Below are 8,736 nucleotides of genomic sequence, written 5' to 3' on the forward strand. Positions count from 1 at the left end.
GTGGCCACGCCCGGTCAGCCGAATCTGCCTGCGATTCCGGGGCTTCCGTCGATCCCGGGTCTGCCCGCGATTCCCGGCCTCACCGCACCGGCGTCCACCGGCGAAGCTCCCGCCGCGGCCGCACCGGCGGGTCTGCGCGGTACAGATGCCATCGCGGCGCTGGTCGGTGGCAAGCCGAACGCCGCGCAGGTCCTGCTGCTCACACCCATTCTGGCGGGCGGTTCCCTGGTTCCCGCCGACGGAGGCGCCTCGTGAAATCCGGAAAAGCCTTGGCGGGCTTCAGCCTTTTCGCCGTGGTCGCGGTGGTGCTGACCTACACCATCTGGTCCACGCTGCAACGCTCCGTTCCCGGCGGCACCCACAACTACTCGGCGGTGTTCTCCGATGTGCTCGGTCTGCGGGTCGGCGACGACATCCGCATGGCCGGGGTGCGGGTCGGGCGGGTCGACAAGATCGCCTTCGCCGACGACTACCGGGCACGGGTGGACTTCCGCATCCAGGACGATCAGCATCCCACCACCACGACCAAGGCGCTGGTGCGGTATCAGAACCTCATCGGGCAGCGCTATATCGCGCTGATGCCCGGCAAGGACGCGGGTGTCCCCATGGCCTCGGGCGATCAGATCCCGATCGAGCGGACCGAGCCGTCCTTCGACGTCTCCGCGCTGCTGTCGGGATTCGAGCCGCTGTTCAGCGTGCTGCAACCGGATCAGGTGAACTCGTTGTCGGAGACGCTGATTCAAGCCTTGCAAGGCAACGGGGTGTCATTGAGCGCGCTGGTGACGCAGGCCGCGCAGTTGGCGGGCACGTTCGGGCAGCGCGACGAGATCCTCGGCCAGGTGGTCGGCAATCTCTCCAGCGTGATCTCCGGGCTGGCGCATCGCAGCAATGACCTGGAAACGCTGATCACTCAGGCGCGGGCGCTGACCGAGGCGCTGTATTCGCAAGGCACCACCTTGAAGTCCTCGGTGGAACGTGTGGCGACGGCGACGGATTCGCTGGTGAACATCATCGCCGCGGTGAAACCGGGTGCCGCCCGCGCGCAGACCGACGCCTCCGCCGGTGTCGCGCTGCTACTGCTCAACGGCGCGTCCCTCGACAAGGCGGCCGTCGAACTCCCCGACGTCCTCAATGGTGTCGCACGTTTCAGCAGCTACGGCGCGTACGGCAACGCCTACCTGTGCAGTCTCGACGTCTCGCTGTGGGGCGTGCTGCTCCCGCCCGGTCTGTTCAATCAGATCGGCGGCCAATCCCATTCGGAGGTGTGCCGATGACGCGGCGACTTCGCTATCCCGGGTTCCTGCGCAACCGGTATCTGCGTCTGGGCCTGTACGCCTCCGGCTTCGTGGTCCTGCTACTGGTCGGGTCCAGTGTGCTGGAACGAGCGCAGTTGGGCGACAAAACGATTCACGCCGAGTTCGCCCAGGCGGCCGGGTTGCGGCCGGGCGCGACGGTGGATGTGTCGGGTATCGAGGTCGGGCAGGTGAGCGCGGTCAAGCTGGACAACGGCAAGGTGCTGGTGGACATGCGGGTGCACGACGACGTCAAGCTCGGCGACGAGGCGCGCGCCGCGATCAAGATGTCGACCATTCTCGGGCGATTGCACGTGGATCTGACACCGGGCAAGGGCAAGGCGCTGGCCGGGAACCGGATCAAGCTGGATCACACGTCGGTGCCCTACAACCTGGGCAAGGTCGTGCTGGATCCGCAGTACAAGAACTCCTTCGAGCGCGTGGAGCAGCTCGATCCGCAGAAGCTGCGTCAGGCACTGGATCTGGTGGATCAGCAGATGGGCACCTCACCGGAGCTGACCGTGCAGGCCCTCGACAGCGTGGGCGCGCTGGCCAAGGTGATCAATGATCGCCGCGACGAGGTGGACACGCTGTTGAAGTGCATGGACACCGTCTCGCAGCTGGCGTCGGACAACCAGAACAGCGTGCTGCTCCTGCTGACCCGCGGGGAGGCCATCGGCAGCGCGGTGCAGCAGCGGCAGACGCTGCTGAAGCAGCTGCTCGACAATGTGGCGTCGCTGTCGAGCCTGTTGCAGCAGATGGGGTTGGAGAACAACAACCAGCTCGGGCCGCTCATCAGCGATCTCAACACCATGTCGCAGGGCCTCGAGAAGAACAAGGGCAACCTCGATCAGCTGTATCAGATCATGCCGGTGACGTTGCGGCAGTTCAACAATGTGCTCGGTGACGGCCCGTACGGAAACGTGTACGCGCCGTGGCTGTTCCCGGACAACTGGCTGTGCTTCGCGCAGGCCGTGCAGGGGTGCAAGTGATGAGACTTCGCAGACTGAAACTGGCCGCGGTGTGCGGTGCGCTGCTGCTCACCTCGGCGTGCGGGATGCTGCCCGGTTCGCTGAGCTCGCTGCCCAAGGAGTATCTCGGGGCGCGGATGAAGATCACCGCGGACTTCGAGAACGTCGCGGGGCTGTACGCGGGCAATGACGTTGCGGTCCTGGGTGTTCCGGTCGGGACCGTCGAAACCGTCACGCCCAAGGGCAGTTACGTCCAGGTCACCATGTCCCTGGACAGCGATGTCAAGGTTCCCGTGGATGCCGTTGCGGCGCTGGTGAATCCACAGCTGATCACGAATCGTCACGTGGAGCTGGCCCCGGCCTACACCGGTGACGGGCCGACATTGAAAGACGGTGCCTATATTCCGTTGGAGCACACCAGGGTTCCGGTCGAGCTCGACCGCATCCTGGCCACCTTCTCCCAGCTCGGCACGGCGCTGAAGGGCGACAACCAATCCGGGCCGATGGCCAGCCGGGTGCTGTTCCCCCTGCTCAACGGCAATGGCGACAAGCTGCGCGAGACCCTCGACGCGTTGTCGTCGGCGTTCGAGGTCACCTTCGCCAACAAGGACCAGATCTCCAACACCATCATCAAACTCAATGACATCACCCAGGTCATCGCGTCCAACGATCAGACCGTGCGGGATTTCAGCGGGCGGCTCACCGACCTGGTGAACCTGCTGGGCGACCAGGCCCCCGGCATCGACGCCGTGCTGAAGCAGCTCGACGACTTCGTCACCAATACCGCGAGCCTGGTGGGGCAGAACAAGGATCAGCTCGCGGGGGCGCTGACCCGCTTCGTCGGGATCACCGACCAGATGCGCGCCAATGCCCGCGGGCTCACCGAGATCGTCGATGTCGGCCCGCTCATGTTCCAGAACCTGGCCAATGCCACCAGCGTCGAGCACCAGGCGTTGCGGCTGCACGGGCTGCTGGACAAGTCGCTGCTCGACGGCGAGATCCTGTCCACGTTCTGCCAGCGCATCGCCATGCGCCTGGACGGGTGCCGCACCGGCAAGGTGCAGGACTTCGGACCCGACTTCGGGCTCACCGCAGCACTCTTGGGAATCGCGAACCTGAAATGAGACTACGCACAACGGCTCTCGGCGGCCTGCTCACCGCGACCACCCTGCTGGGCACCTGCGGCTGCGCGGTCACCGTTGACACCCTGCCCATGCCCAAACCCGGTCTCGGCGCGCCCGGTTACACCGTGCACGCGGCCTTCGCCGACGCCCTCAACCTGCCCGACCACGCGCACGTCAAGATCGGCGGCACCGACATCGGCGTGGTCACCAAGATCAAGACGACCAACTTCCTCGCCGATGTGCAGATGCTGATCCGCCAGGACATCCAGCTGCCCAAGGGCACCACCGTCGAACTGCGCCAGGGCACCCCGCTCGGCGACATGTTCGTGGCCATGACGCTGCCCACCGCACAGGACGCCGGGGAGCCGCTGCGTGACGGCGACACCATCGGCGTCGAGCACACGGCGGCGGGCGCGTCGGTGGAACAGCTCATGATGTCGATCTCGCTGCTGCTCAACGGGGGTGGCATCAATCAGGCCGCCAAGATCACCGGGCAGATGGACTCCATGTTCGCCGGCCGCGCACCGGAACTCTCGCATCTCATCACCGAGATGACCGCGGCCATCGGCGCGCTCAACGCCCGCACCGGGGACATCGATCAGGTGCTCGGCGGGATGAACTCGCTGTCGGGCGAATTGGCCAGGCGCAAGGCCGAACTCGGTCAGGCCGCCGACACCTTCCCCGCCCTCCTCGGGCTGCTCACCGAGAACAACCAGCAGATCGTGGACCTGCTGGCCAAGGTGGCCACCACCACCGACGCGCTCGGCGACTTCGCCACCACCACCGGCGGGGATTTCGTGGGCCTGTTCAACAGCATTCAGGCGCTCATGTCGGGGTTCGCGCAGGCCGATCAGCTCACCGGTGCGCTCGACGGGCTGCATCAGATCTACCCGTCGCTGATGGCGAGCCTGCGTGGTCCGGCGCTGGCGGTCGCGGCGACCGTGTCGTATCTGAGCGTCGGCGCGCTCACCGATCCCAGCGGCAGCCGCTGGCCCGAACTCGGGGATGCGGGGCAGTTCATCGGAAGTCTGGCGCAGGTGCTGGAGAAGGTGTTCGGACGACTCACCAGCCCGCCTCGGCAACCCGACACCCAGCCCGGTCAGCCTGACACCGGTCAGCAGGGAGGGGATCGATGAATCCGCCACTGTGGCATTGGGTGGTGCGGCATCGCATCGCCATCGCCAATATCGGGCTGATCGTGGTGCTGATCCTCGGGTCGGGGTACATCGGCGGCTATGTGCTGCGGTTCAACCCGATTCCGCACACCTACCGGGTGACCGTGGAGCTCACCTCCTCCGGCGGGCTGCTGCCCGGCAATGACGTGACCTTCCGGGGCAGCCGGATCGGCAAGGTCGCCGACGTGCGGGTCGCCGGGGACGGGGTCGCCGCCGTCGCCGAAATCGACGACAGCGCACACATTCCCGTCGGCGGCACCGTCGCGGTCGGGCGGCTCTCGGCGGCCGGGGAGCAGTACCTGGACTTCCGGCCCGACTCCGACACCGGGCCCTACCTGCGCGACGGCGCACGAGTGGAGCGGGCGCACACGAGTATCCCGGTGCAGATCCAGTCGGTGTTCGCCAATCTGAGCGATCTCATCGGCGGCATGAACCCCGACCGGCTCAATGTCATCATCGACGAGCTGGACAAGGCGCTGGCCGGCGGCCCGGATCGGTTGCGCAACATGATCTCCGGCATCAGCCGGGCCATGAACGGGCTCGACGGGCTGCTGCCGCAGACCCGGCAGCTGATCGAGAATCTCGAGGTCATCGCCGACACCACCCAGCACGCGCAACCCGATCTGGGCACGCTGACCAAGGCGGGCAGCGTGCTGTTCGACCAGTTCGCCTCGGCCGATCAGGAACTGCGCACTCTGCTCGCGCAGGGGCCCGGACAGCTGGCCACGCTCAACGGGTTCATCACCGAAACCCAGGACCCCATCACCAATCTGGTGACGAACTTCGTCGCCGTGACCAAGGCCGCCAAGCTGCGCGCCCCGGCCATCGCCGCCCTGTTCCCGGCACTGCGGGCCGGCTCCCAGGCGCTCGGCGTGCCCGCACACGACGGGGCCTACAACACCCTCGTCGACCCATGGCCGCGACCGAGCTGCGACTACGACACCATCCCCGTGGTACCGACCGACGTCCAAGCCGACAACCGGGTCCGCCTCTACAACTACTGCGTCACCGCCAATCCCGCCCTACAGATCCGCGGTTCAGCGAACGCCCCCCGGCCCGACGTGCCCGACAACGGCGCGACCGCCCCGCCGGGAGCCACCGGCAACGAACTGTCCCAGCCCATCCCCCGCTAGCCGCGCAGCACCCAGGAGACTTCCATGAGCGACACAGTGATTCAGCCCGCCGACACAGACAGCACCGAAACCCCCGACGCCCCTGGCACGACGACGTCGCGACCCGGCGATGAACCGACACCTCGTGCGCGCGTGCGGAAATCACTCCTCGCGCGGCGGTCCTTACCCGCCCTGGGCAAGCGCGGCCGGATCGTGGCGCGTGCGGCGGCCGTGGTGGCGCTGGCCGCGTCGGTTGGTGCGAGCATCGTGTTCTACCAGCACGACGCCCGCAGCAAGGAGATCCTCGACGCCCAGCAGCAGGCGCAGGCCGCCGCGTGTAAATACGCGCCGTTGCTGGCGACCTACGACGCCAAGAATCTCGACGCCTACTTCTCCTCGGTGCTCGACGGCGCGACCGGGGATTGGCGTAAGCAGTTCGATTCCACCAGCAAGGATTTGCGGGAGGTGCTGAGTCAGGGGCAGGTGGTGTCCAAGGCCACCGACGTGCAGTGCGCGGTGCGCAATGCCGACCGGAACTCGGCCGAGGCCATCGTGGTGATCGGCCAGACGATCACCAGCCTGGGTACCCAGGGCAAGCCTGCGCCCGGACAGCTGTCGATGGTGATGCGGCTCGAGCGTTCCGGCGACCGCTGGCTGGTGAACAAGGTGAATTCGCCGCTGGCGCAGCAGCCGCAGCAGTGACGCCCGCCGCCATGCCCGCCCCCGATCCGGGTGCGCGGGCCGTCCGCCGACGCCCGAAGAACCGGCGCGCGCAGATCGCCGCGGTGTCGGCGGCCGAGTTCGCGGCGCTCGGCTATCACCGGGTCAGCATGGACGACATCGCGACCCGGCTCGGCATCAGCTCCACCGCGCTGTATCGGCACTATCCGAGCAAGTACGCGCTCTTCGCCGGAGAACTGCTGCGACTGGGCGAGGTGACGGTGGCGGCGGTGAGCCTGCCCGCGGTGGCCGCCGACTGGCCGGCGCGGCGGCGGCTCGGCTACGCCATCGACGGCATCATCGCCGAGACCATCTTCAACCGCACGACCGTCGGGCTGGCGCGCTGGGAGCACCGCTACCTCGAGGAACCCGACAAGCGCACGGTGGACGAGCATTTCGCCGCCGCCCTCACCGAATTGAGCACGCTGATCGGCGCGGCGCGACCGGAATTGCCCGAGCACGAGCGCCGGGTGCGGGCCGTCGGCGTGTTCAGCGCGGTGAGCTGCCTGGGCGATCACCGGGTCGTCCTGGCTGCCAAACCCCTTGCCGCGCTGCTGAATCAGGCGTGCTGGGCGCTGGTCGAGACCGAGCTTCCCGCCTCGGCGCAGCCCCCGCCTGCCCCGCGCGCGGTGGAGATACCGCACACGCTCAAACATGAACTGCTGCTGCAGCACGCGGTCCGGCTGTTCTACGAGCGCGGCTACCCGAATGTCGGCGTCGAGGACATCGCCGCCGCCGCGGGACTGCCCTCGGCGTCGGCGGTGTACCGCTACTACCGGGGCAAAGGCGACCTGCTCAATGCCGCCTTCCGGCGGGCGGCCGACCGCATGACTGCGGTCATCGGACCCACCCTGGCCGAATCCGCCACCGCGGCCGAGGCATTGGCCAAGCTCGTCGACATGTATGTCGCCGGGGCCTTCGACGAACGCGAACTGATCTACGTCTACTTCGCCGAGTTCGGCCATGTCCCCGACGACGAGCGCGCCACCCTGCGCGTGGTGCAGCGCCTGGTGGTCGCGGAGTGGGCGAGCCTGCTGGCCCGGGTCCGCCCCGGCCTCACCCCCGCCGCCGGGCATATCCTGGTGCACGCCGCGCTCGGCCTGGTCGTCGACTACGGCCGCGTGTTCGGCGACACCGAGCGAATCTGCCCGCGCCAGTGGGTGATCCGCCTCATGGAAGCCGTGCTGTTCGGCCCACCGGAACCCGCTCCGTCCGCCACTCTGAACACATGCATTTCACCCTGAGCGCCGCGCTGACGGCCCTCGCGGCAGCGGTCCTCGCCGTGCCCACCGTCGCGACGGCCGCAGCCGATCCCGTGCGCGCGCCCGGATCGATCGACATCCCCTGCGCCGCCGCCACGCTGCACCAGAATGCCGACTGGTATCTGCCCGACGGGACGCCGCGCGCCCTGATCTGGTTGCAGCACGGCTTCGCCCGTGACGGCGGCAAGGTCGCCGATCTCGCCCGCACCCTGTCGAACGCGGGCTATCTCGTCTTCGCGCCGAGCCTGCCGTTCTTCGATCCGTCGGGATGCACCCTGCAAAACCTGGGCCACAACACCGCCTTTCTCGATCACGTCGCCGAATTGTTCGCCACGGCAGGCGATCCCGGTGGCGGCCTGGCGGCGAGTCTGGCCGCGGCCGCGGCGGACACCGGCCGCCCCGTGCCCGCCCTACCGCCCGCCGCCGTCTTCATCGGGCATTCCGCCGGTGCCGAGGCCGTCGAATACGTCGCGCACCGGTTGCACGCGAGCCATCCGGACGCCTGGGCGAACCTGCGCGGGCTGATCCTGCTCGATCCGGTGAAGTCCTTCCTGGGCAACAACACCGACACGGCGCTGACCGACCTCGACCCGACCGGGCTGCCGATTCTCACCGTCTCCGGGCCACCCGGCCTGTGCAACAACTTCGGCAGCGGCACCACCGCCCTCGCGACCCTGCTGCATCGCCGCTTCCTCGGCGTTCACCTGCGGTCCGGCGAGCACACCGACGCCGAAGGACCCAGTTCCGACGCACTCGGCGAATTGGCTTGCGGCGTACCGCGATCGGCCAACGTGTCGGCGCTACAGTCGCTCACCACCCGCTGGACCGACGATTTCCTCACCGATTCCAGCGACTACCGCGACATCGCGGACCTATGCGCGCAGGGCTCGTTCGAGCGCGTCTGCGACCCGATCGAGGGGTTCGGTGCTGTCCTCGGTGCGGCAGAGCACTAACGCGCCCTCCAGCCCGGCGATCAGCAGCGTCGCCACGTTGGTGGCGTCCGGTTCCGGTATCCCGTTGCGCCGCAGGCACTCCCGGAAGTAGCCCTGCCAGCGACGGAAGACATCGCGTGCGGCCGTG

9 protein-coding genes and 1 pseudogene are annotated in these 8,736 nt (G+C 67.9%); 9 read left to right on the top strand and 1 reads right to left on the bottom strand.

The annotated features are described in order from the left end of the window. The 9 genes and pseudogenes from ACWELQ_RS29120 to ACWELQ_RS29160 all read left to right on the top strand — a co-directional run. A pseudogene (locus ACWELQ_RS29120) lies at positions 1-255 on the top strand (mammalian cell entry protein); the annotation flags it as partial. After that, complete coding sequence (locus tag ACWELQ_RS29125) at positions 252-1,274, top strand: MCE family protein (RefSeq protein WP_452400230.1); 1,023 nt, start codon at positions 252-254, stop codon at positions 1,272-1,274. The pseudogene ACWELQ_RS29120 and the gene ACWELQ_RS29125, both read left to right, overlap by 4 nt. Next, complete coding sequence (locus ACWELQ_RS29130; protein ID WP_452400231.1) at positions 1,271-2,284, top strand: MlaD family protein; 1,014 nt, start codon at positions 1,271-1,273, stop codon at positions 2,282-2,284. Before ACWELQ_RS29125 ends, ACWELQ_RS29130 begins: the two co-directional genes overlap by 4 nt. Beyond that, positions 2,284-3,387: an MCE family protein gene (locus ACWELQ_RS29135; RefSeq protein ID WP_452400232.1), complete on the top strand. Its 1,104-nt coding sequence runs from the start codon at positions 2,284-2,286 to the stop codon at positions 3,385-3,387. Before ACWELQ_RS29130 ends, ACWELQ_RS29135 begins: the two co-directional genes overlap by 1 nt. Beyond that, positions 3,384-4,523 carry an MCE family protein gene (locus ACWELQ_RS29140; protein WP_452400233.1) on the top strand — a complete coding sequence of 380 codons (1,140 nt, stop codon included), beginning with the start codon at positions 3,384-3,386 and terminating at the stop codon, positions 4,521-4,523. The genes ACWELQ_RS29135 and ACWELQ_RS29140 overlap by 4 nt, the downstream gene beginning before the upstream one ends. Then, positions 4,520-5,695 (top strand): MCE family protein, encoded by a 1,176-nt coding sequence (locus ACWELQ_RS29145; RefSeq protein ID WP_452400234.1) that lies wholly within the window; start codon positions 4,520-4,522, stop codon positions 5,693-5,695. The genes ACWELQ_RS29140 and ACWELQ_RS29145 overlap by 4 nt, the downstream gene beginning before the upstream one ends. 24 nt (positions 5,696-5,719) lie before the next feature. Next, positions 5,720-6,376 (top strand): hypothetical protein, encoded by a 657-nt coding sequence (locus tag ACWELQ_RS29150; RefSeq protein WP_452400235.1) that lies wholly within the window; start codon positions 5,720-5,722, stop codon positions 6,374-6,376. After that, entirely contained in the window at positions 6,373-7,638 is a 1,266-nt protein-coding gene (locus tag ACWELQ_RS29155) for a TetR/AcrR family transcriptional regulator (RefSeq protein ID WP_452400236.1), read from the top strand. Before ACWELQ_RS29150 ends, ACWELQ_RS29155 begins: the two co-directional genes overlap by 4 nt. Beyond that, a complete protein-coding gene (locus tag ACWELQ_RS29160) occupies positions 7,623-8,609 on the top strand; it encodes an alpha/beta hydrolase (protein ID WP_452400237.1) in 987 nt (328 codons plus the stop codon). The genes ACWELQ_RS29155 and ACWELQ_RS29160 overlap by 16 nt, the downstream gene beginning before the upstream one ends. Here the strand turns inward: ACWELQ_RS29160 and ACWELQ_RS29165 are convergent. Next, positions 8,529-8,736: LmrA/YxaF family transcription factor (locus ACWELQ_RS29165; RefSeq protein WP_452400238.1), on the bottom strand; the 208-nt coding region annotated here is incomplete at its 5' end. The genes ACWELQ_RS29160 and ACWELQ_RS29165 overlap by 81 nt on opposite strands.

It is taken from the genome of Nocardia sp. NPDC004722 (assembly GCF_053601505.1).

What these genes read in the sequence shown, in the direction of transcription:
- ACWELQ_RS29145 (WP_452400234.1), top strand. Translation starts at nt 4,520, where the DNA reads ATGAATCCGCCACTGTGGCATTGGGTGGTGCGGCATCGCATCGCCATC.
- ACWELQ_RS29135 (WP_452400232.1), top strand. Translation starts at nt 2,284, where the DNA reads ATGAGACTTCGCAGACTGAAACTGGCCGCGGTGTGCGGTGCGCTGCTG.
- ACWELQ_RS29140 (WP_452400233.1), top strand. Translation starts at nt 3,384, where the DNA reads ATGAGACTACGCACAACGGCTCTCGGCGGCCTGCTCACCGCGACCACC.
- ACWELQ_RS29150 (WP_452400235.1), top strand. Translation starts at nt 5,720, where the DNA reads ATGAGCGACACAGTGATTCAGCCCGCCGACACAGACAGCACCGAAACC.
- ACWELQ_RS29160 (WP_452400237.1), top strand. Translation starts at nt 7,623, where the DNA reads ATGCATTTCACCCTGAGCGCCGCGCTGACGGCCCTCGCGGCAGCGGTC.
- ACWELQ_RS29130 (WP_452400231.1), top strand. Translation starts at nt 1,271, where the DNA reads ATGACGCGGCGACTTCGCTATCCCGGGTTCCTGCGCAACCGGTATCTG.